The organism is Segetibacter sp., assembly GCF_025963695.1.
GTDB lineage: Bacteria > Bacteroidota > Bacteroidia > Chitinophagales > Chitinophagaceae > Segetibacter.
Window position 1 is genome coordinate 1 of the sequence record NZ_JAOQAH010000067.1, and the last position, 23,313, is coordinate 23,313.

General features: G+C 38.9%; 19 protein-coding genes. 7 read left to right on the plus strand and 12 right to left on the minus strand.

Annotated elements, in window-relative coordinates; genetic code table 11:
• A partial coding sequence (locus JWR87_RS11230) for an FN3 associated domain-containing protein (protein ID WP_297819812.1) occupies positions 1-815 on the plus strand: 815 nt, incomplete at its 5' end.
• Positions 816-1,022: 207 nt separating this feature from the next.
• On the opposite strand, the gene JWR87_RS11235 is transcribed toward JWR87_RS11230, so the two are convergent.
• The gene (locus JWR87_RS11235; protein ID WP_297819815.1) at positions 1,023-1,334 is read right to left on the minus strand and encodes an RNA-binding protein; all 312 of its coding nucleotides are present in this window, start codon (positions 1,332-1,334) and stop codon (positions 1,023-1,025) included.
• Between the two features lie 182 nt (positions 1,335-1,516).
• Entirely contained in the window at positions 1,517-1,891 is a 375-nt protein-coding gene (locus JWR87_RS11240; protein WP_297819819.1) for a hypothetical protein, read from the minus strand.
• Positions 1,892-1,985: 94 nt separating this feature from the next.
• Between JWR87_RS11240 and JWR87_RS11245 the strand changes: the two genes are divergently transcribed.
• Positions 1,986-3,116, plus strand: a complete 1,131-nt coding sequence (locus JWR87_RS11245) for an alpha/beta hydrolase-fold protein (RefSeq protein WP_297819822.1) — start codon at positions 1,986-1,988, stop codon at positions 3,114-3,116.
• Between the two features lie 33 nt (positions 3,117-3,149).
• Positions 3,150-4,295: a M28 family peptidase gene (locus JWR87_RS11250; RefSeq protein ID WP_297819824.1), complete on the plus strand. Its 1,146-nt coding sequence runs from the start codon at positions 3,150-3,152 to the stop codon at positions 4,293-4,295.
• Between the two features lie 187 nt (positions 4,296-4,482).
• Here the strand turns inward: JWR87_RS11250 and JWR87_RS11255 are convergent, their stop codons facing one another.
• Positions 4,483-4,764, minus strand: a complete 282-nt coding sequence (locus JWR87_RS11255) for a hypothetical protein (protein ID WP_297819827.1) — start codon at positions 4,762-4,764, stop codon at positions 4,483-4,485.
• The gene (locus JWR87_RS11260) at positions 4,740-4,946 is read right to left on the minus strand and encodes a DUF4982 domain-containing protein (RefSeq protein ID WP_297819830.1); all 207 of its coding nucleotides are present in this window, start codon (positions 4,944-4,946) and stop codon (positions 4,740-4,742) included. The genes JWR87_RS11255 and JWR87_RS11260 overlap by 25 nt, the downstream gene beginning before the upstream one ends.
• 503 nt (positions 4,947-5,449) lie before the next feature.
• On the opposite strand from JWR87_RS11260, the gene JWR87_RS11265 reads away from it, so the two are divergent.
• From JWR87_RS11265 to JWR87_RS11280, 4 genes are read left to right on the plus strand one after another with little or no spacing between them, the layout of a single operon-like run.
• Entirely contained in the window at positions 5,450-5,848 is a 399-nt protein-coding gene (locus JWR87_RS11265; protein ID WP_297819833.1) for a response regulator, read from the plus strand.
• A gap of 55 nt (positions 5,849-5,903) precedes the next feature.
• Entirely contained in the window at positions 5,904-7,694 is a 1,791-nt protein-coding gene (locus tag JWR87_RS11270) for a HEAT repeat domain-containing protein (protein WP_297819836.1), read from the plus strand.
• Entirely contained in the window at positions 7,694-9,163 is a 1,470-nt protein-coding gene (locus tag JWR87_RS11275; RefSeq protein ID WP_297819839.1) for a glycosyltransferase, read from the plus strand. The genes JWR87_RS11270 and JWR87_RS11275 overlap by 1 nt, the downstream gene beginning before the upstream one ends.
• Positions 9,141-11,180, plus strand: a complete 2,040-nt coding sequence (locus JWR87_RS11280; RefSeq protein ID WP_297819843.1) for an LTA synthase family protein — start codon at positions 9,141-9,143, stop codon at positions 11,178-11,180. The genes JWR87_RS11275 and JWR87_RS11280 overlap by 23 nt, the downstream gene beginning before the upstream one ends.
• On the opposite strand, the gene JWR87_RS11285 is transcribed toward JWR87_RS11280, so the two are convergent.
• The 8 genes from JWR87_RS11285 to recN all read right to left on the minus strand — a co-directional run bounded on the left by JWR87_RS11285 (position 11,165) and on the right by recN (position 23,265).
• Complete coding sequence (locus tag JWR87_RS11285) at positions 11,165-12,343, minus strand: hypothetical protein (protein WP_297819846.1); 1,179 nt, start codon at positions 12,341-12,343, stop codon at positions 11,165-11,167. The two genes, JWR87_RS11280 and JWR87_RS11285, sit on opposite strands and share 16 nt — an antisense overlap.
• A 6-nt stretch (positions 12,344-12,349) precedes the next feature.
• On the minus strand, positions 12,350-14,089 hold the full coding sequence (locus JWR87_RS11290) for a YaiO family outer membrane beta-barrel protein (RefSeq protein WP_297819849.1): 1,740 nt from the start codon (positions 14,087-14,089) through the stop codon (positions 12,350-12,352).
• A gap of 135 nt (positions 14,090-14,224) precedes the next feature.
• The gene (locus JWR87_RS11295; protein ID WP_297819852.1) at positions 14,225-15,052 is read right to left on the minus strand and encodes a glycoside hydrolase family 16 protein; all 828 of its coding nucleotides are present in this window, start codon (positions 15,050-15,052) and stop codon (positions 14,225-14,227) included.
• A 383-nt stretch (positions 15,053-15,435) separates the two neighbouring features.
• Positions 15,436-17,391 (minus strand): gliding motility-associated C-terminal domain-containing protein, encoded by a 1,956-nt coding sequence (locus tag JWR87_RS11300; RefSeq protein WP_297819855.1) that lies wholly within the window; start codon positions 17,389-17,391, stop codon positions 15,436-15,438.
• Between the two features lie 193 nt (positions 17,392-17,584).
• Positions 17,585-19,999, minus strand: coding sequence for a TonB-dependent receptor plug domain-containing protein (locus tag JWR87_RS11305; protein ID WP_297819858.1), 2,415 nt, complete (start codon positions 19,997-19,999; stop codon positions 17,585-17,587).
• Between the two features lie 109 nt (positions 20,000-20,108).
• Positions 20,109-20,411: a SemiSWEET family transporter gene (locus tag JWR87_RS11310; RefSeq protein WP_297819861.1), complete on the minus strand. Its 303-nt coding sequence runs from the start codon at positions 20,409-20,411 to the stop codon at positions 20,109-20,111.
• Positions 20,412-20,588: 177 nt separating this feature from the next.
• On the minus strand, positions 20,589-21,404 hold the full coding sequence (locus tag JWR87_RS11315; protein WP_297819864.1) for an SDR family oxidoreductase: 816 nt from the start codon (positions 21,402-21,404) through the stop codon (positions 20,589-20,591).
• Positions 21,405-21,609: 205 nt separating this feature from the next.
• A complete protein-coding gene (gene recN, locus JWR87_RS11320) occupies positions 21,610-23,265 on the minus strand; it encodes a DNA repair protein RecN (RefSeq protein WP_297819867.1) in 1,656 nt (551 codons plus the stop codon).
• Positions 23,266-23,313 lie beyond the last annotated feature (48 nt).

Here is a 23,313-nt window from a genome sequence, read left to right on the forward strand (position 1 = left end):
GGAATACAGGAATTACGAAACCTGCACTTGCAGCAATAAATAAACGGGGTAAAATTCGTTTTGAAACTGGATTTGATGCAGATAAAGTGGTTATGAAACTTACCCCACCTATTGTCGTAAATGGTGACTCCATCGTTTCACAACCTGTAGCTGTGCAACTGAAGCATTATGTACCTGGAACAACTATCCGCTATACAACTGATGGAACCGATCCTGATAGCACAACCTCTCCCGTTTACAATAATGACTTGCAAATACAAAAAATATTTGAGCTAAAAACAAGAGCTGTTAAGTCGGGGTGGTATAGTAGCGATGTTATTTCACGTTATTTTTTTACCACTCGTTATCGGCCAGACAGTATAGCTCTCCTAAAGCCGGCAGATGCAAAGTATAAAGCCAAAGAAGGTAAAACACTCGCGGACCTTATAAAAAGCGAGCCTTCAAAAGGAACCGGTAAATGGCTTGGATTTCAAAATAACAATTTCGAAGGGCTACTAATATTTAAGGATCCGGTCAAAGCCTCATCAGTTACTTTAAGTTTGCTTAGGGATATTGGTGCTTCGATTTTTCCCCCAACCAGCATTGAAATATATGGCGGACCAGATAGGAATAAGTTAAGTCTTTTGGGCAAAGTTTTTCCAAAACAACCAATAAAAGGAGATCCAAATACCAATCTGCCCATCACTTGTGAGTTTTCACCAAGAGATCTACAATTCATTAAAATTGTCGCTACACCCTTAGCTAAAATTCCGGAATGGCATGGTGAAAAAGGAAAGAAAGGTTGGGTTTTTATTGATGAGGTTATGGTGAATTAAGAGAGGTAAATATAATTTGCAGCATTACAAACTGCCCAAAATAGATAGCACCGGCCTATGTCTATTTCAGAGTAGTGCCGGTGCCAATGTTTTAATTTTCAGTATTGTGTCACCACTAATTGTGCCAACTATATATTAGACCAAACGAATTTATTAGAGTTTAATTATTATTTCCTGCGAACTTTAATTACAAATTGCAGATATAAACTAATACCTGTTATTATTAAATCCTCTGTTATTATTGTTGTTTCTGTTGAAATTGCTGGTTCTTGGAGGTTGTTCTTCAGCTTCTTTTACCACTATTTTTTTTCCGCGCGGTAGGCCGGCCCCATCTAAAGCTTCGATTGTTTCCAGCGCTTCAGCTTTATTTTTCATATCTACAAAACCAAAGCCCTTGGTTTTCCCTGTTTCCCTGTCGATAACGATCTTTGCCGAAATAACTTCCCCGTACAATTCAAACATTTCTTTTAAATCTGTATCATCAAAGTCGTTGGGCAGCCCGGCAACAAAAAGCTTCATGTTATAAATTTGATGCAAATTACAATACTTGCACAAACTTAGACCATCTCATGTTTTATTTATTATTAAAGCAAGGAAGCCCGCTTAAACACAAACTACTTTTCCCGCAAGGGAATTAGCAACTACGTTTCTTGGGGAGATGCTCTTTAAACTTAGAAATATCAGGAGATAGAGTTCTGCCATTAACGATTCAGAAGCGGATTTGGATAAGAACCGGCGTTCTCTTCTTCACGTCCATCAAGGCAAACAAAGTCTTTCTCCACTAAAATTGAAATAGTTTTTCCATGCCCTGTTCTAACTTCGGCTTCAAAACCAACCAGTTCTGTCGAAGTCCAATTATCAGCCGTCATCTTTGGAACCAGTACTGTTGTTTCATTTAAGGCGAATCGCACACCTATTTCATCTAATTCAGCCACAGCTAATGCGAATTTCAATTGCTCATCTGTATGAATGCCAAATTCAATAACTTCATAAACCAGGCCTTTTTGTTGAAATTGTTTTACCTCAGGCTCTTTTAACCTAAACCTTATTTTATTGCCAGATATTCTCACTTTCATAATATAAAAATACTTACTTCTTAAAAAAAACCTAATTCAAATCCTTTCTAACCGTCAGCTACTTAAGTTAGCCCGAAACAATTAATTTCATTAAATGAAACACTTCCTGGCCGCCTTATTATTTATTATTGTCTGTCATGTTAGTAACGGTCAATATACCGTTAGGCTGGTGGTAAATGAGGTTGGTGCAAAAAAGCTAGAAGACGTGTATGTTGCGGGGAACTTCAATAACTGGAACCCAAGAGATGAAAAATATAAATTGAAACCATTTGGCCTTTCACGCCGTGCTATCATTTTGAAAGATCTTCCTGCAGGGAAATACGAATTTAAATTTACACGTGGAGGCTTTGATAAGGTTGAAACAACTGCGAAAGGTGAAGATGTATCGAACCATGAAATCACAGTAAAAGAAGATGTAGCACAAGATTTTAATATTCCCGGTTGGAAAGATGATTATCCTGATAAGCCTAAGCCTAATACTGCCACTGCACAGGTGAAGGTAATTGATACCGCCTTCGTAATTCCCCAGTTAAACAGGAAGCGAAGAATTTGGGCTTATTTGCCAAAAAGTTATGCTACCGGCACAAAGAAATACCCCGTCATTTACATGCACGACGGGCAGAATTTATTTAATGAACAAACAGCTCCTTTTGGCGAATGGGGTATAGATGAAACGCTCGATACATTAATTCGCCGGACAGGAAAAGAAGCAATTATTATTGGCGTTGATAATGGTGGAGATAAAAGAATGACCGAATACAATCCTTACGATTTTAAGAACGGAAAAGGAGAGGGGAGCCAGTACACAGATTTTCTTGCACTTACTTTAAAGCCTTATATCGATAAAAAGTTCCGCACTTTAAAAGACTCATCTCATACGTTTGTCGCCGGTAGCAGCATGGGAGGCTTGATTAGTTTATATGCTGTAGTTAAGTACCCGGCGGTGTTTGGGGGCGCAGGTATTTTTTCTCCCGCATTCTGGACTGCCCCCTCTATTTTTGATGAGGTTGCCAAAGCAGATTTAGGCAGAGCCATAAAAAGATTCTACTTCTATGCCGGGGGAAAAGAAGGTGAAGCGATGGTTCCCGACATGGATAAAATGATTGCAACAGTTGAGCGAAAGGGCAACTATGAAACCCGCAGGGTAATGAATCCCCTGGGCAAACACAATGAGGCCACCTGGAGAAAGGAGTTTGTAGACTTTTACCTGTTTATTATACGTTAGCCCCTTCTGTTAAGCCTACCCTACATATTCCCTATGAAAAAACTATTTGTCTTTCTGCTCTTGTTGATGTCTGCTACTTCATGGTCTCAGGATGTTGCTTTTGCCCGCCAGTTGGTTGATACGCTTACCTCCCCAGCTTTTTGGGGCCGGGGCTATACCAACAATGGAATGGTTAAGGCTGCCGCTTTTATATCGCAGCAGTTCTCTGGCTTTGGTTTAACTCCCATTAATGGTCAGTCATTCCTGCAGCCTTTTAGCTACCCGGTCAATACCTTTCCTGGTAGAATGGAAGTCTTAATTAACAATAAGAAACTCGTTCCTGGTAAAGATTTCATTGTAACACCAAATAGTCGCGGTGTACATGCAACGGGGAAACTCGAACAAAAAGACAGTACTCATTTTGTTAATCCCAATTATCGTATAATCGTTTCTCTCGAAGATAAACTAACCTGGTCCGTTGCTCCAGCTGCCGCTAATTACACCAGTATTCAATTAGACAAAAAAGCAGCCGGCGACATTCCAATTTCAATACGAGCTGACATAGAAAACCAGGAAGTGGCTGACTTTAAAACAGCCAATGTTTGCGGATGGGTCAAAGGAACCCTCTACCCTGACTCTCTCATTGTTATTTCCGCCCATTACGATCATCTTGGCGGCATGGGTGCAAGTACCTATTTTCCCGGAGCTAATGACAATGCAAGCGGAACTTCTTTATTGCTTGGCTTAGCTAAATATTATGCGGCTCATCCTCCGTTATACACCATTGCATTTATCTCTTTTGCAGGTGAGGAGGCCGGTTTGCTGGGCTCAAAATATTTTACTGAAAATCCTCTTTTTCCTTTAAAAAACATCCGATTCCTTTTAAACCTTGATCTCGAAGGAACCGGTGATGAAGGCATTACTGTAGTAAATGCTACTGAATTTTCAAAACAATTTGCTGTCCTTAATGCCGTAAACGATAGCACTCATTATCTTTCAAAAATAAATGCCCGCGGCAAAGCTGCAAACAGTGATCATTATTGGTTCAGCGAAAAAGGTGTTCCTGCTTTTTTTCTTTATACAATGGGGGGAATTAAAGCTTATCATGATGTTTTTGACAAAGCAGAAACGCTGCCTTTAAATGAATACGAAGATTTGTTTCAGTTGATTCTCAAATTCAATGAAAAGCTTATGAAGTAACTCATGAATGTGCAAAACGATAGGAGGAAGTTTATTAACCGGGCTAACAATATCTATATTGCTTCTGTTGCGTCGCACTCTTGTACTAATGTGGCAGCGGGCAGCAATGCGGAAAAAGATTTTTTTTCAAACCATTTAGAGTAAATCTCTACAACTATCGAAATACAAAAACGCCGTTTTATATCAATCAATAGTTCACTCCTTGCGCTTGCGCTTTTAAAATTGCCTTACCCTGTTTGCCTCTCGGGCGCACTATTGTCGAACCTCTTCCTCTAAACGTGTTTCTTTTCGGTTGTTTAAAACTTGCTATCTCTGCAAGGTTTGCATTTCCTGTTGCTTCCATTTTAGCATTGTCGGGGAGGGCAAATTGAACAGTGATATTCACTTCATGTATTACAAGCCGCGCCTCATCCAATATTTCCCGGTAACATAACAGAAGTCGTTTCAACCAGACCTTATCTGACTCCATCGGCTCTTAGTCTTATCTTGGTAAGCTTGCCTGTTGTTGCTTAACTCAATGAATCTACCTTTTGCCATCTTGTATCCCTTTAATACCCCTTTTTCATAAGGAACATTGAAAGTAGCAGTAAGTTTAGTCTGTGTTGAAACAGTTTTTTCTCCAACAACTTTTCCATTTAATTCAACTCGCATGGTAGCGAGCGTTTATTTTTAAAAGTAAAAGGTCTTAGTTGTTCACCGTTGTTATATACTCAGCATTTTTCTATTAACTTTTAATAGTTATATTTGAATGGCTTTTAGATATGGCACTTTCCTTACAAGTATTTTGGTTCCTGCTGTTAAAAGTAGGGGAGATATTAGGCTTTTAAGCGTTTCGGGTTTGAGCAATAATTACTTTCATTTATTCAAAGTGCTTTTGCTCTTATTTGCAACTTTTATACGCTTAAAATTCTCTTTAGTAATCATAGTCTTCCAAATCCAATCTCGCTAATTATTCTATCAAAGATCTAATCCTTTTCATTGGAAATCCTCTTGTAAGTTTTTATTTAGACTTTATTCTTTTAGATTTTTTAATTCAGATCCAAGAAATGAAAATGTGCAGTTGTAGCCATTTTTGTTCTAATAAAAATCAATGGATATATTCTTATTGAAGCAAGAATTTAATCAATAAACTGATAACGGAATAAGACGCATGTATGGTAATGTTAATAGCTGAAGACGATCCATTAATATCGATGACCCTCGAAACTTTTTTTACTAAAGAAGGATATAAAGTAATAAGTACAAACAACGGAAGAGAGGCGATGTTGAAAATTGAAGAGCATCTTCCTGACATAATTTTAACAGATGTAATGATGCCTTTCTATTCTGGACTCGAAATTATCGCCAAAATAAAAAGTGGCTTCAATAAAAAAATTATTGTAGTAGTGCTCTCTGCTATGGGGCAGGAAAGTGCTGTGAAGGAGGCATTTGAATTAGGAGCAGATGATTATGTAACAAAGCCGTTTAGTCTTGCCGAGCTTTCTCTTCGTGTCAAGCGCCTGGTTAAAGTAAGGGGGCGCAACACCGTATTGCAACTAGATGAAAAGTTTTGACGAATGCTTGTGTTGCCGGTTCATTTTTCAAACCGATTCAAACTGTATAAAATTAATGAGCGCCATTTTCATTTTTTCTAATGGTGATAAAAATCGTTTTTTGCGAGTTTCTTTTACCCTGATTCTTTTCCTCAGTTCCTTTTCTTTATTTCCTCAGAAAAAATCTGGTACAACTAATGTTTTCCCTAATGTTCATCTTAAACATATAGTACTACCTCACGAAACATTCACCACTATTGGTCAGCTGTATGGTATACGTGGAGAAGATATAGCCGAGTACAATAACCTGGAATACTATGATGAGGAGGTTATACCAAAATATGTAACCATACCATTATCAAAGCAAAATTTCTCAAAAGAAAAAAGGGTCTTTTCTAATGAGCTGCTGGTGCCTCTTTACTATATCCGCGGAAACGCTAAAACATTATTTCGACTTAAAAAGAATGGCCCTAATAAAATGGTAAGACGGGTTAACGGAAGGATACTTCTGGCTGGCTACCTGCATACAACAAAAGTAGACCAGAAAGTTTTTCAAATTGCTTCACCGGGTACTCCTGAACCAACTGCAATAGTGGGTTATAGCAAAAGAAAGGATACGGTTTCAAACACGAAACAAAAGGATAAATTTTCATTAGCATCAAATCAACAAACTACTCCGGTTGCTACCGTAATTAAAAATAAGGCTAACTTTTTAAGTAAAGGCGCTCCTTTAATAACAAGGTTGCCCGAAAAAAAAGAAGCCTTCGCAGAAGTAATTGAACCTCAGCCAAGGTCAGTGTCGCGGGTACAAAAAGTTTTATTTCTTGTAAAAGTCCAACTTTCTATCTCCATTTTTTTGGTGGCACTAATATTCTTGTATACAGCAATAAGAAATAGAAAAGAGATATTAAATGCAAAATTAAACGGCTCTATAAGGAAAGTTTTGATTGATGAGATACTCGGCGGCAATTCATTTTCCGGAAGAATAAATAAAGCGTTGTCAACTTCTCTTTTTCTAAAAAAGCAACTTTCTAAAAAGGCAAACCGGCAGTTTATAATAGATGAAATAATCAATGGACGGAAAAGTATAAAAGGTGAGGTAGGAGATAACTTTCTAAAATTATACTTAGCACTAAACCTTGATAAGGACTCTGCTAATAAGCTTAAAAGTAAAAACTGGAATAATGTTGTAAAAGGAATTCAGGAGTTGGCAATAATGGAGCAGAACCATAAGATGACGGAAATCTTCCGCGAAATAAATAGCAAAAATGAATTTATTAGAATGGAAGCGCAAAGCGCTTTATTACGACTTTCGGGCTTCGGCGGCCTATGGTTTTTAAACGTCTTAAACTATCCCATATCCGAGTGGCAGCAAGTGAAGTTATTAAGTATCCTGGCTACTTCCCCTGTTTCTGATATTCCTGATTTACGTCTATTACTTGATTCTCCTAACCAGTCGCTTGTAATTTTTACGCTTAAGCTTATTGGTCTTTTTAAACAACGAACAATGCATAATGAAGTCGTAAAGGCTTTGGGGAACAAGAGTGAGGCTATTCGTTTTTTTGCGGTTAAATGCCTCAAAGAGATACATAATGAGTATACGGCCAGTGTACTCATCAGAAGGTTTGCAACAGAGACCAGAAGAAATAAAATAGCTATTGTAAAAGTTATAGGAGAAATAGGAGACCAGGGGCAAACGGATTTTTTACTGGATGTATTATCTCTTGGTGATGATACATTTAGAATTTTGGCTGCGACTGCTTTAAGCAAACAAGGTATAAAGGGCAATTATTTACTTGAAGAATACTGTGATAAGATAGGTGGCCAGTATTCTGAAATTTTACTTCATACAAAATCAGCCGTTTAATGATGATATGGTTTGAAATTCTGGCGGGTATCCTTACTGACATTTTATACTTTTACTGCGCCTGCATGCTGGTTTTTTACGTCCTGTTTGCAATGATTTCGATAGGCGAGACTCTGAGAAATTACAAGAAGAACAATTCTACTGATTATTCCTTACTGGCTACATCTGAACACGGACCATCTGTAAGCATAATAGCTCCCGGGTATAATGAAGGTGTCGGAATAATAGATAATGTGAGATCGCTACTGGCCATGTATTATAGTAACCTGGAAATTATTATTGTGAATGACGGCAGTACAGATAAGTCTTTGCAAAAATTAATTATAGCGTATGAACTATATAAAGTAGATTTTTTTGTTGAAAAAGTTCTTCCAGCAAAACAAGTGAGAGGCGTTTATAAAAGCATAAATCCGGTATATAAAAAATTGATTGTTGTTGATAAGGAAAATGGTGGAAAGGCCGACGCATTAAATGCAGCTATCAACATTGCATCGAAAGATTATATTGTCGCTATAGATGTTGATTGCATTTTAGAACAGGATGCGCTTCTTAAGATTATTAAACCTCTTATTGATTATCCTAAGGTTAGGGTAATAGCATCTGGCGGAGTGGTAAGAATTGCAAACTCTTGTGTGGTAGAAGATGGAAAGTTGGTGAAGGTAAATTTGCCAAAAAACTATCTTGCCCGGGTACAAACTCTTGAATATCTGCGCTCCTTTTTGCTAGGACGAATGGCATGGACCCGGTTGAACGGCCTGCTGTTAATTTCGGGCGCTTTTGGCGCTTTTGATAAAGAAATTGTAATTAAGTGTGGTGGATATAATACCAATACCGTGGGAGAGGATATGGAACTGATCGTGCGTATGCGAAGATATATGGTGGAGAAAAATGAACCCCATTGTGTCAAATACATTCCAGATCCGCTTTGTTGGACTGAGGCGCCGTCAACTTACAAAATACTGGGGCGACAGAGAAACCGATGGATGCGCGGAACGATAGAAACATTATTAGCTCACAAAATAATTTGCTTCAACAAGCGTTATGGACTGATGGGCTTTGTCAGTTATCCTTATTGGTTCTTTTTTGAAATGCTTGGACCGGCTGTTGAGTTTATAGGCTTCATAATATTTCTGTCAGCTACAATTCTTGGAATAATAAAGTGGTCATTTTTCTTTTCCATGCTTTTATTCATGATTTCGTTCGGCTGTATGTATTCAGCTTTTGCTATTTTAATGGAAGTCCTGAGCTATCATCAATACAAGCGACCTTCAGATATTTTAAAACTTTTATTGGTTGCCATAACAGAGCCTTTTTTGTTTCACCCTTTCATGGTTTGGTCCAGTATAAGGGGAATTACTGATTATTTTAGAAATAAGAAAAGTTGGGGTGAAATGACAAGAAGTGGTTTTGGTACCGACATTTCAGAACTAAAACCGGGCATTTTAAATGCACACTACAGGAAAGTTTAAAAGAATATCAAACCGGTTATTTGATGTATTTGCATCTTTTGCTTTATTGTCTATTGTATGTTTAGTCATAGTGCTGCTGCTTCGTTTATTTGAGCTTGTTTATAATTTGCACATACATTCAACTAAAGTCGACTTATTTAATCTTTATGGTTCTGCTTTAGCAACAGACTTGTTTTTTTGGTTGAGGTTTTCTGCAATTCAGCTTTTTATTTTCTTTCCGTTATTCTTTCTTTATCAGAAACTGAGTAAAATTGTTTTTGCTGTTATCGCATTCATTTATCTACTGCTGCAACTATCTCTTACTTTATATTTTTCGCAGTCTTTAGTACCATTAGGTGCCGATGTGTACCGTTATTCGTTGGCTGATATAAAACAAACGGTTGGTGCTTCTGGTAGCATTTCCATTCCACTGGTTTTGGGTATTATTGTTTTGATTGCTGGCTGCCTGGCTGCTTTCCATTTCATTCCTGATAAAATAAAATTGGGTAAAAGAACACGCATCTCAATTGCTATATTAACTGTTATATCTGTAACTCTTAGTTCCTTCGTTGTTATTCCCAGGCCTGCTCAAGGTTCTGAGTTTGTCAACAACCTTTCCCTTAATAAGACTGATTTTTTTTTAGCTCAAACCCTTCAACATTTTTTTCCTGAAGAAAATGAAACTGATATTTATGCTGACGCTTATATTGGCGATTACAATAAAAAATCTTCGATAGCAAAATTTGAATATGTAGATGCAGCGCACTATCCATTCTTGCACAAAGACAGTAGCCGGGATGTTTTATCTCCTTTTCTGCGCCAAGAAAACCTGCCGCCAAACATCGTGATATTATTGGTAGAAGGACTGGGAAGAGCGTTCGCTAATGAAGGCGCTTACCTTGGAAATTTTACTCCTTTCATAGATTCCCTTGCTAATAAAAGCTTGTATTGGGAAAATTTTTTAAGCGAGGGAGGTAGAACGTTCGCCGTACTACCGTCTGTCGTTGGTTCATTACCTTTTTACAAAAATGGTTTTGCCGAAGCGGGGGATAATATGCCTCGTCATCTTTCTCTGATCAGTCTCCTTAAATTGAACGGCTATCATACTTCTTTTTATTATGGTGGAGATTCGAAGTTTGATAATATGCAGCTGTTTTTAAAGAAGAGTAACATTGATGAGGTAAACGATGAGAAGACTTTTGGAGCAGGGTATACATCGATGCCGAAAAGCCCCAACGGTTTTTCGTGGGGTTATGGCGACAAAGAGTTGTTTAGAAGATATTTTGACACAAGGGTGGCTCCTTTAAAAAGCCCCTTCCTGGATATCATCTTAACTGTGTCGACCCATACTCCTTTTTTAGTTAACGAACAGCAGAAATATCTCAATAAGTTCGAAGACCGGCTGCAACAGTTAGGTTTTGAAGAGGATAAAAAGAAGGAGTATAGAGACTATAGGTATCAATACTCCAGTATTTTGTTTACTGACGACGCTATCAAAAACTTTATTAATACTTACTCTAAACGGGCTGATTTCAATAATACTATCTTTTTCATAACCGGCGATCATAGAATGCCGGAAATACCCATGGCGAGTAAAATAGACCGTTATCATGTACCATTATTAATTTACTCTCCTCTACTTATAAGAACTGCAAAAATCTCTTCGATTTCAACGCATTTTGATATTACCCCTAGTATACTGGCTTATATAAAAGCCCACTACCCGGTGCAATTACCTTCCCTGGTTTCATGGATGGGTAGTGGTCTTGACACAACCCGTTCATTAAATAGTGTGCATGCTTACCCGTTGTTGCAGACGAAGACAGAATTGGTTGACTTTTTGGAAGGCGACAATTTGTTGAACAACTCGCAATTATTCAAATTAAAGCAAGGACTAAAATCTTCCCCGGTAGAGGATGAAGCACAGGTTGCGGCAATGCTACATTCGTTTAACGAGTTTAAAAAGAAGAATGAAAGTGTTATTAAGGGCGCTCCACTTTTACCCGACTCAATCTACAGCCGTTATTTCCCGCGGTAAGTTTTAATCTTTTTGTAATAGTTACCAAGAATTGTTGACATTAAAGGACGGTAAAAAGTCCAGAAGAAGCTGCTGCTTTCCATTGTGTCATCTTCGTTGTATAGAAAGCTTTTGAAAGCTGAGATCCATTTGTAATGGGAAGAAGAAGAGGAAAGTTTATTTGTAGAACAAAAGCTTCCTGAGAAATAGTGAAACCCATAATCATCTCCCTCGTGGCTAATGATGGCCGGTATGTTTAACGGGATGTTGTGTTGAACAAGTTGTTCTCGACCTTTCTGAGTATAGCTTATATTGAAATTAGCCACTACTTTATTAATTGCGGTATCTGGGATAATGATATCAAACCAGAAGGGGAATTTCACGTTATCATCTACCTTGAAATAGTTTTGCTCCGACTTTGCTATGCTAATAAATGGCACAGGGTTATTTAGATGAACAAGGTCTTCTAAAACAACAACTTCTCCCATTGTGCTAACAAAAGCAAGCCCAGGCTTTGTAAAAGGCCACTTGCCTGCATTTCTAAGTTTGTAGTTATTGACAACCCACATCGGCAGGTCTTTATTTTCCACCGGATCAAGGGATTCGAAATAACGGCATGTCCAACCGCTACATTTAAGTCCAAATGCAGTTTCAAATTGCTTTCTTATTTCAATTGGCGTTGGAGACTGGAGGGTATTGTATTCAGCAATAATTAATTTCTTTTTGCTTTTGATCTTTTTTAAAAAATCAAGATCTTGTTGACTCATCCCTCCATATATAATACCGGTCCCTTTATTGACATCGTTATTCTGGTCTGCCAAATCATTACTGTAAACTCCATAGGTATCCACATAATAGGCAAGATCACAGTCGTCACTCAACTGCTCCAATTGAGCGGAAGAAAAACGTTCAAGTCCTTTTATTTTATACTCAGATTTTTTTATTGGAAAAAAACCGTAGTAATCGTTACTAACATCATAGCTTTTCTTATGTGTTTTACTATATTTCTCATTGTTTAAAATCCATGTAAGTGCCATGTGGTGTCGGCCTTCCCGCATTGACTCTGTCTTGTCTACGATTGCCAGTACTAACTTTTTATTTGGCGTAATAAGCCAGGCGCCCCACATGCAAAAAGGAATTGAAATAATGCCGACGACAGAGAAAAAAAGAAATTTTCTTTTCATTTGTTTCTAGAACCTCACCTGGTAACTTATTCCGGTTAACAATTGGTTGCCCTTAGTATTAGGCCTGTATTCCTGGTTCATCCAGCCTGCATCTATTGTAAGTAGATATTTTTTTTTGAATTCGTGCCTAAATCCTACAGTAGCTTTTACTGTAACGAGTTTCTCGAATTGTTTGTTGTTCAACAAAACAGCAATTGACTCATCGGGAGAAATGCCGTGGCCAAGTGTGAGCAAAAAATAATCGTCTGCACCCCCGTAGTAATATCGGGTGGTAAAGTTGTAAGTGTGGGAGGTACTTTGTTCTCCTGGTGTTATGTACGTACGGGCAGTAAATAGCCAGCTTTTGTAATACTTACTTACTGCACCGGTGTAAATTAGAGTTGCATCGGAAAAGTATAAATACCTTAATCCAACTTCACCTTCAAAACTTTGTGGCAGTATACTATAAAGGGAGAAACCGCCTCTGTATTTTGGAAATACTCCTACGTTACTTGAATATGCTCCACTTATGTAACTATAGAAACGCTTCGAAATGTGTGGATAGGCGTCCACTTCATATTGTAGTCCGCTTGTTTGAAAACGATTAGCATAATTAAGATGGGCCCCTATAGATCCTAAATTAGTTTGCCTGCTATAGTCCAAACTGCCTATGTGCCACGGATCGCTAAACTGTTTATCAAAATAGTTATACTCGTATGAAACACCGATCTTGTTTTTCAAAACTTCATCTTTATTCCGTTGGAGTAATGCCCTTGCTTCTGTATTTGTCCGGTCAATTTTTAAAAGTTTCTCTAATACTTCCTGCGCTTCGGCCGGCCTTTTCAGAGCCCTCAATATTTTCACTTTCCTTATTAAAAGGTCTTTAGAAGTGCCATAGTAAGATAGGCCCGTGTCGCATACTTCCAAAGCCTTTGAGTATTGCTCATTCCAATATCGAAGGTCACTATAGGCCACATACACTTCTTTATTGTCTCGATCATGTTCAACTACATAGGTAAACTGAGTAATGGCGCTATCCAGTTTATCGGTCCATGTATAAATTCTGCCTGCAAAAACTCTTATATCACTATAATCCGGGCTTTTTCTTAAGGCTTGAAAACAGAGTTGTAATGCAGTAGTATAATCTTTCTTATCAAATGCTGTCCGTCGGGCCTGCTCAAAAAGTTTGTCCGAGTCTAATTCCTTGACTTGAACAACAGTTGTATCAGGGCCGATAGGTACACTAGGCGCATTACCTGTTATTGGCTTTATAGTATCTGGCTGTGAAGGTAATCTCGAAGGAGTTGGCTGGTCTTTTCTCACTTTCAAATAACCTACAATTAATTTGTCGCCGGTTTTGACAGTCCTGCTGCCAAGTACATTAATTCTTTGAATGGTGGTATCCGAAATACCGTACTTTTTACTTATTAAACTGATCAAATCATTTTGCCTTACTAAATAATAGATGGGGATATAATTGTTGAAGGAATTTGCCCCCGGGAAATGGTGAAAATTGGTGGTTGTTGCAGGAATTTTAAGTACCCGGCCAGCAGGTAGGTCAGCGCCAAGATGGAGTTTATTGGAAGAAGCAATTATATTGGGCGAAAGGTTGTAAAGTTTTGCCAGGCTTGAAAAACTTTGGCCTTCTGCAACAGTATGATTGAAATATAAATCGGGAAAATTGCCTGAAACTTCAAAGGAAGGTGGTTGAGCAGATAAGTGAGAACAAGAAAACAAAATCGCAACAAGTATAAATTTCTTCATCATTAACTTTACTGGTTATAATAAATGTGAGGTATGTCAATTGGCCTGCATGCTCAAGTTTTTATCAACTAGTACCTCAAAACTTTACTTTATCCCTTCTACAAGCATTTCCTTTTCATCCTGCAACGGACTTAGTACTTAAGATGAAAGGTTTTGATCTTCGTACACACGCACATAATCAATGATAAAAGTTTGTGGAAAAATTGAATCGTCAATACCATTTTTACCGCCCCAACTTCCACCTACGGCCAAATTGAAGATCAGGTAAAACTTGCCATTGAAAGGCCAGTGCAAGGGCGGCCTGTCGGCTTTGTCATAAAAGTGAAACAGCTTATCATCTACATACCATTCTAATCTTTCTGGCGTCCATATTAATCTATAAATATGAAAAGCATCAGAAGCATCGAAAATAGTAGTACTGTTTGAACTGGTTATTATAGCATTGCTTGTTTTATTTCTCCTGACGTGGGCTGCGCCCGTGATTTCTCCCGGAGTATATCCTACATTTTCCAGGATGTCTATTTCTCCATCGTCGGGCCAAATGCGAGGCTCCTTTGAAGACAACATCCAGCAGGCTGGCCATAAACCTCTCCCTGTTGGGATCTTCGCTCTAATTTCAAATTTCCCGTATCTGAAATCTTTTTTTCCCTTTGTTACCAGCCGGGTTGAAGTGTAATTATTTGCCTCAAACTTTTCTCTTATAGCTTTAATAGATAGGTTACCCTTTAATACTTCTACATTTTGTTTTCGTTGTTTAGTGTAATACTGTAACTCGTCGTTACCCCATCCTTCGCCGCCTGTATCGTAATTCCATTTTGTAGAATCTGGTAAACCTTCATAATTGAATTCGTCTTTCCAGGTTAGTTTCCATTTTGGTTTGTGCTTTAATTTATTAAGGCTGATAAAAGATACCAGCATGCCTATGGCCAGAAGTGATACTAACGCTCTGATAAGTTTTGTTTTCAACGTTTTATCTTTTTTCTCTTGCTCATTGCGGTAATTTTTAGTTAGACTTTTAATTGTAATTGGCGCAGAGGAGTAAGTACCACTTAAAGTTTATTCTCTAAGGATGTTCTTTCTATCTTATTGGTTGCTTTACGAAATGCTGATGTATGCATATGCTGCATCCGTTCGTTTTTATTGATGCTTCTGACTGGGGCAAAAGTACAAGAGTGCGACGCAACCGAAGATTCACCTGCGGACAATGCCCGGTACCTAATTTCCTACTACTTTTTTGAAATTTATTTGCTTTGATATTGGCTGAAGTGTAAATGTTAGTGCGGGTCTTTGTGTTATAAAATGCGTCAATTCTTCAAAATGAAACTTCTTAAAAAAGTTCTTTAGTCCTTTTACCTAATCAAAGTGATGGTACCCTTCTTTACTATTTTTCTACTTTGAGTGTTTTCCAGTTCAATATAATAGACATAAGTATCCGCCGCTTGTGGCTGGCTATTTATTTTGCCATCCCAACCCTCGCTACTTTCTTTTGCAGTAAAAACAACTTGTCCCCAACGATTATAAACATGAAACTTAATAAGGCGATATCCATCTGCTGCAAATACTTTGAATAGATCGTTTGTTCCATCACCATTGGGCGTAAAAGCGGTGGGAATGTACACGTCTCTGTAAACTTTTACAACGGCAGTTGACATAGAGGTACCGCAACCAACGGTAGACGTTGCAGTAAGTGTGTATTCGGTGTTTTGACGAGGGGAAACTTTTGGTGCCACCAGTTGGGGATTATCGATGGAAACAGAAGGACTCCAGGAGCTATTAATTGCCGTTCCGGCGATGGAGGCGTTTAGTAAAACGGTGTCGCCAATAACAATTGTTCTGTCGGGGCCTGCGTTGGCAACCGGATTTCTAAAAACATTTATCTTAACCTCTGCAGAATCCATGCAGCCAAAGGTGTTGGTAACAATAACCTTATATAAGGTGGAGTCGCGAGGTGAGGCAACAGGATTAGGTATCGTATCATTTGAAAGTCCCGTGGCCGGGGTCCATTTAAAAGTACCTGAACCAGTAGCTGACAGCGCGACGGAGTTTCCTTCACAAATTGAATACAACGTCTGGGTGGCTATAGTTGTAGAAGGAAAAACATTTAATTTAAAAGTATCAATTGAAGTGCAACCAAAATAAAATGATTGGTTGAGGCGGTAAATGCCGGTGTCTGCGTATTTGATATTAGGTACAATAGATTTTGGATCGGTTGAGGAGTAGCCATTTGGGCCGGTCCATTGAATGGCAAGTGCGGACGGGTCTGTTTCTGGTAGGCGTAAATCTTTGCTGATGCATCCAACTACATCTTGTGGTGCACGGTGCGGAGGTATAGGATGTACTTGGGTATAAATGGGATTGGAAACTACACGGCAATTAAGCGAACCTATGTTCTGCCGCTCTGCAACAGCCATCCGGTAAAGAATAGTACCGATACTTCTGCGGGGGATTGCATAAGATAAAGTGGTTATGCCCGGCATATCTCTCCAGGTATTACCTCTATCAACGCTGTTTTGCCACTGCACTACGGGATCTCTAAATCCATTGGAGTAAGAACCGTTAAGGATAAAAGGATTGGCATAATCGGCGCAAACGTTTGCCGGTTCTGTTTTTCCATCAATTGTTGCCTGCACTGCCGGACCGCATACACTTAGGGTGATGTCATCTACCACAAATGCATTTCCGCAGCCCCGTTCAGGGTCGGTGGAAAGTGTAAGAATAACTGCATCTACATTGGGCGGTGTAGTGAAAGTTAAACCGTTCTGTTGCCAAATTCTTCCATCCCTTACGGGAAGCTTTCCGCTTGTAGAAGTAGCTAAGACGACTCCTGATATTGAGGAAACCGTAAAAGTAATGTCTGGTAAAAGGGGGTTGCCGCCGCAGGCCAGGTTACCCATAACATTGGCCAGCCATGCGGAGTATTGGTACGTTGTATTTGGACATAACGCGGTTGCTGTATCTAGATGTATAATTACCGGAGAATGCGTGAGACCTAGAGCCCATGATGCATTTACTAACATGTACTGCCCGTTAACATCGCGAGTATGATCTCCGGCTAGCATGTGCCAGGAGCGAGCCTGGGGGTTTTCGCCACAACCAAAGATTAAGTTTCGAATGGTATATGATCCGGTATCAAATGGGCAGCCGCCAACAAAAGATAAGGAAGTTTTCTTCGTGGATAGAGGGGCCTGACTAGTGCCAAAGGTGACATTTACAATAGGATCGCCGGAACCGCCATTGCAAACTTGTGCTTTAAGTGAGATGGAAATAGAAAAGATTAATAAGAACAGGAATAAATAAATCTTCATTGTAGCATTAATCTTAGTATTTCAGTTTGCCTAAATAAACTGTTAATGGATGAATATAAGCCGATTTTGTTATTTCCCTTATAACCAATCATCATAAAAAAATCTTTTTCAGTTGGATATTGCCTTTTATAGGTGGAAAACGGAAAGCATTGAAAATGCCTTTCATCAGAATGAACCCTACCGTAATCTTTACCTATTTGTTATAAAAAGTCAATGTCTTATAAATACGGTCTCCATGAATTGTTATACCGGTAATTGTAATCTTATAAGTAGTCGGAATGTCACTGGTGAAAAAGCTGAGGCTAACCGGTTCTTGTGTACCGGTTAAAACGCTGCCATTCCAGTAGATAGTGGAACGATTATCAACTTTCGGGATAGCTTTTACCTCTTTTATATCGTAATTAATAAGTGGAAATGGTGAAGGTTTCGAAATTCCTTTTACAAAAAAAGTTTGCAAACCATTTGCGTCACGTTTAAAATTGTCGCGGCGGTTATGCCCCATGTTTACAAGTATTACACCGTTTCCGCCCCTCATACCATAATTAGAACCTTCAGGCCCCTTCAGGATTTCTATGAAATCTATATCCTTTGGATTGATTGAATTTAAAGTTGCAATCACCGGGCTTTCATTTACGTTAGTGATAGCCGGCGCTTGTACTCCATCTATAAGAAGCAGAGGTTCAGAAGTAGCATCAGGTTGTTTCATTGAGGTAAGACCGCCTATAACCAAAAATCGATTCAACATGCGAACACCTGAGGCATTTTGTATAATGTCACCAACGTTTCTTCTTTCATCCAACTGATCACCGGCAATAATAACGGATGTAGGACTTACTCTTAAAGCTTCATTATAAGTTGCATCTTTTTTCTTTTTTTCTCTAACGGTTACTGTGCTTAGCAGCTCTTTTCCTATGTAGGCCGGAGTTGTGTCGAGGTAAGCACTTCTATATTTACTTGTAAAAACGGGGTTGAATGGAAAGTAATGTTTTAGTTCAATAGGTGTTCTGAAACCTGGAAAGGTCAGTGCCTCTCTTTCGATCTGGATATTTTCTGTAGCGCTGTTGATATTGCGTGTGTGAATGGCAAACTCAGCGCTATCGCTATAGTCATAAACCGGAAAGATAAATTTTCCGGCATTGTCTGTTGTATCGATCAGAAAAGTAGCCTTGCCGTCATTTGATATAAGGGATAAGATTTTATTTGGTGCCGGGATGCCTTTTGCATCCATTGCTTTGCCTTTTATAAACAGGAGATTATCATCGTAGCTATAGTTTTGTTTCGCATTATGACTGGCACTTTTAGGGTAAGTGTTATTGATTAAAACCATCATGAGATCTATCTCATCCTCATTCATATTCCTTAAAATACCTGGAGGTGAGTTATTAACCTGCTTTGAAATACTTAAGGGACCGGACATCAGCTCCTCAGCGGGAATTGCAAATGCAGAATCTGTAACTGCAACAGAAAGCAGCGCCGGAATTGGCTGATGATTAGCATCAGCAACTGAAATATTTAAGGCTACTTTTTCTCTTTTCGAAAATGTATTTTTAAGCAGGGTGGAGGTTACTGATACGTTATGTTCCTTTATGTAAATACTCCTTTCACTTAATAGTTTGCCGCCATTATAAAGTAAGTAAAAAGTGGCGATGCCTTCCGGGAATTTGTGCTCTGGTATCGATACTTCATATTGGCCCCGACCTATGGCCACGTAACACAAACTATCTTTACTTACGCCGATCAGGTAGGTAACCGCATTCTTTTTAAAAATACTATCTTCTAATAATACTCTTAATGTTTTACCTCCAGTTCCTTGTTGTAAAACAGCTATTTGGCCCGTGAAGAAGTCAAATGGAGGCAAGGGATAACTTACCTCTTTTCCATTTACGTTTAAGAAAGCTTTGTATCTTCTTAAGTAGGACGGTGTGAAATTAAATTTTGCAAGCCCCAGATTGTTAGAAGTGAAACGGGCAATAATTGTGTCTCGAGTGTCTTTGACAACTCCTTCGGTGGCTAGAGGATTGCCCATTGCATCCTTTATTGAAACCGCAACAGTGGAATTTGCTCCTGTTATAATGCTGCCGCCTTCGGGGAAAAAGTGTATTACCGGTTCTCCATTTGGAGATGCATTTGTTGCTGTGAAATTTTTTGTTATGACTCTACCATTTGAACCTACTACGTATATTGGTTTTATAGCAGCATTGTTAGAATCTCCTTCTGCCATTTGTCTTGTATAAGCTCGTAACCAGTAGTAGCCAGGGGGGATGGTAGCTGGTAGAATAATCTTAGAATTAAGTTGCTGTCTGGTCGCATCGAGCAATAGCGAGGTAACGGCACTGTCTTTTTCGTTCACGAGGTCTACAAACAAATATTTGCTTTGCCTGGTTACTTTCTGAGAGATGGAGTTTACAAGGAAACTTCTAAACCAAATAGTTTCTCCGGCTTTAAAGATTGATTTATCTGTTTCCAGCAATGCCTTTGGCCGGCCCTGTTTCCGGATGTCAGTAATTAACTTTCCTGAAACTGAGTCCAAAAAATCCTGAAGCGGATGTTGGGCATGGGCGAAAACAGCAATTAAAAGAGACGCAAACAAAAGCAGTTGTTTTTTCATTATGGCAAATATTTATAGCAACATTTTTTTTACAACTGCTTTGGCTTAGTCCCTGCGCAGCCTTTGCTTTCGGCTTATGACTTTAATGAAACCCCAACTAATCTTTCATTTACCGTTTAAACCGGTACTTAAAATAAATAAGTATCAGAGAAAGAATAAAGACGACCGTATTAGCAACTATGACGGGCCCACTTGCAATTGCAAATGCGTACACAAGCCAGACCATAGTACTTAAAACTACGATTGATATCATCCAAATACTAAGGTCGCCAACACTTTTGGTTTTCCATGCTTTGTATACTTGCGGAATAAAGGTGATTGAGGTTAGAAACGAACCGAAATAACCAATGTAATCAAACCAATGAAGTTGGTAGGCAGGTATTTCAAGTAAATTGATTGACAAGTTTATCATTGTAAATGTTGCGTGGCGGGTGAATAAGGATATGAGAACTGATAGCGGAGGAGCCAAAGCCTCGGAATGTTATATTGTTGAAGTGATTGCGACGCAACGATGTTGCTATGAAAGACCGTGGCAGGTATTGAAATTTCTATTAAAAAAAACTCCCCAAAAGGGGAGTTTTTTTAAAAATTATTTTTCCATTTGTTCAATCACTTCTGCGGTGACGCCTGTAAAGCTAAACCCGCCATCGTGAAACAGGTTTTGCATGGTAACCATTTTGGTTAGGTCGCTAAACAAAGTGACGCAATAATTGGCGCAGTCCTCAGCAGTTGCATTGCCAAGGGGACTCATTTTTTCTGCAAATGAAATAAAGCCTTCGAAACCTTTTACGCCACTTCCGGCGGTAGTACGGGTAGGAGACTGGCTGACAGTGTTGATCCGCACTTTATTCTTTTTCGCATATTGGTAGCCAAAACTTCTGGTAATGCTTTCAAGTAAAGCCTTTGCATCGGCCATCTCGTTGTAATCAGGAAATACTCTTTGCCCCGCAATGTAGGTGAGCGCTACTACGCTTCCCCATTGGCTAAGTGCGTCCATTTGATAAGCGAGCTGCAACACCCGGTGAAAACTGATAGCCGAAATATCGAGAGTCTTATGTGTAAAATCGTAGTTTAAAGCTGTGTAATGGTTGTTTTTGCGCATGTTCATACTCATGCCTACGCTATGTAATATAAAATCAACTTGTCCTTCAAAATGTTCCATACTCTTTGTCAGCAAATTCTTTAAATCATCGTTGCTGGTAACATCGGCAGGAATGACAGGGGCATTTCCACACGTTTCTGCAAGCTTGTTTATTTCACCCATCCGTAAAGCGATCGGCGCATTTGTTAACACAATTTGTGCTCCTTCTTCATAACATTTTTCTGCAATTTTCCATGCAATTGACTGGTCGTTTAATGCACCGAAAATGATACCTTTCTTTCCCTTCAATAAGTTGTATGCCATTACGAGTTGATTTTGTTTTTATTAACAAGTGGTAAAAATAGAAATTCAATTCTTATTCTGAAAAAAGAATGTAAAATAGAGCAAGATGGAACACACATGAAAAAGGGGGACACGGATGCCCCGGATAAGAAGGGCTTTTAATAAAGAACAAATTCCCGGATCATTCCCCAGGCCGTGTCATCCGTGTGCCAGGTATTCAAACTTCTTAATTCATAACCATTTCACGCGCATTTTCTAACGCTGCGGCGGTTGGTTTTTCGCCGCTAAGCATTTGTGCGATTGCGGTTATTCTTTCATCTTGCGACAATAGCCTGATGTTGGTTTTAATTGCATCACCTTTAATTTCTTTGTAGACGAAAAAGTGTGCGTCTGCTTTACCCGCAATCTGAGGCTGGTGCGTAATGGTAATTAATTGACGGTTTGAAGAAAGGTCTTTCATTATGAACCCCACCTGTTTTGCTGCTTCACCAGAAATGCCCGTATCTATTTCGTCAAAAATAAGGGTGGGTAGATCAATAGATTGTGCGACGAGAGATTTTATGCACAGCATTAATCGACTAAGTTCGCCGCCACTTGCAACTTTACGTATTGGTTCAAATCTATTGCTCTTGTTTGCGTCAAAAAGAAATTCAATTGCATCGTGTCCGAAAAAATTTAAAGGCGCAGGTTCCACCTGAATTTTCAGCCTTGCATTAGGCATACCCACCTGATGTAGAAGAGCATTTACTTTTTGTTCAAGAGATGGTATTTCTTTTTTTCTCCTGGTTGAAATGGTTTTTGCCGCGTCTTCTGCTTTTTGAAATAAAGCCTTTACTTCATGTTCTTTCGATGAAATAGTCTCATCAATATTTAGTACCGCTTCCAGTTTTTGCGATAGCTCATTTCTTATTGCGATAAGGTCGTTTGTGGTTTGAACGCCGTGCTTCTTGAGCATTTTGTATCCCGCTGACAGACGTTCGTTCACCTGGTCAATTTTTTTCTGGTCGAAATTGGTTTGGTCGTTCAGACTTTCTACTTCGTCTGCAATGTCCTGCAGTTCTATTTGTGCACTTTGAAGTCTTTTAATCAATTCAGGCAAATCTTTGTGATATCCCGAAAAAGCATTTAGCTGATTAGCGAGTATTTTTAGCTGCGGTACAATCGGCTGTTCGCTTTCCTTTAATTCAAAATATACTTTAGTCAGGGCTGTTTTAATCCCTTCAGCATTCGTTAGCAGTTGAAGCTCACTTTCAAGGTTTTCAAGTTCATTTTCCGATAAGCCCAATTGGTCCAGTTCATTGAAAACATATTGGTGGTAATCGAAGTCTTTTTGAAAGGTTTCCTTTTGTTTCTGCAATTGTTCAAGTTCATGTTTTTGTTTATTCCAGTTGCGAAAGTTTTTCTGATAAGTGGCCAAGAGCTCAGTGCTGCCCGCCAGCCCATCTAAAACTTGTCTCTGAAAGTCGGAGTCCCCCAGCTCAAGGGTATCAAATTGCTGGTGCAGGTCAACAAGAGATGAGGCCAATTCTTTTAATTGCTGAACGGTTGCGGGAGTATCATTTATAAAACCTCTTGACTTACCACTTGCAGAAATTTCTCTTCTTATGACCAGTTCTTCTTCGAAATCAAATTCGTTTTCAGTCAAAAATTTCTCAACAGCTTTTTTATTATCAACAGAAAAAAAACCTTCCACAAAACACTTTCTTTCCCTGTTCTGCAGTGAAGAAGTATCTGCTCTTTCGCCTAAAATAAGACTTAAAGCTCCCATCAAAATACTTTTTCCAGCACCTGTCTCACCGGTAATAACATTAAGGGTATTTGAGAAATCGATGTCAATTTCATCAATAATAGCGTAGTTCTGTATGTGTAACCTGCGTAACATAAGGTAAAGATATAGAAGAAACCCCAACCCCTATAGGGGCTTTGGACG